This window comes from Fulvivirga aurantia, from assembly GCF_009711475.1.
GTDB lineage: Bacteria > Bacteroidota > Bacteroidia > Cytophagales > Cyclobacteriaceae > Fulvivirga > Fulvivirga aurantia.
Genome location: NZ_SMMD01000067.1, coordinates 1 through 365, shown reverse-complemented (window position 1 = coordinate 365; position 365 = coordinate 1). Strand labels below are relative to the sequence as shown.

The 365-nt window shown below is 38.6% G+C and carries 1 protein-coding gene; it reads right to left on the bottom strand.

What is annotated here, in order from left to right; all coding sequences use genetic code 11:
* Positions 1-365: hypothetical protein (locus E1176_RS20015; protein WP_185152447.1), on the bottom strand; the 365-nt coding region annotated here is incomplete at both ends.

Here is a 365-nt window from a genome sequence, read left to right as displayed (position 1 = left end):
AAGAGCACCTCACTCATCATAATGCTGGAATAATAAAGGAGACCGGCATGCATAATTACTAACAAGGCCGCTAGTAAACCAAAAATGCTATCATTCGCCATTCGTTTGCCTACTAGATAGGTAAAAACGCCAATTCCTAAAGTAAGTAGCCCATTCATGATTTTTATCACCTGAATATTATCCGAAATCATCATTATGATCGAGATGAAAAAAGGGTAGCCTGGTGGAAAGTGATTATGAGGAGCTTTGCTTGGTGAGGCGTAATTTATGTAACCTTCAAACTGAGAAAGCCCTTTGCCTAAAATGTAATAGGTAGCATTGTCACCCAATATGGCTACTTTGCTGTCGTAAGTATATGTATAGAC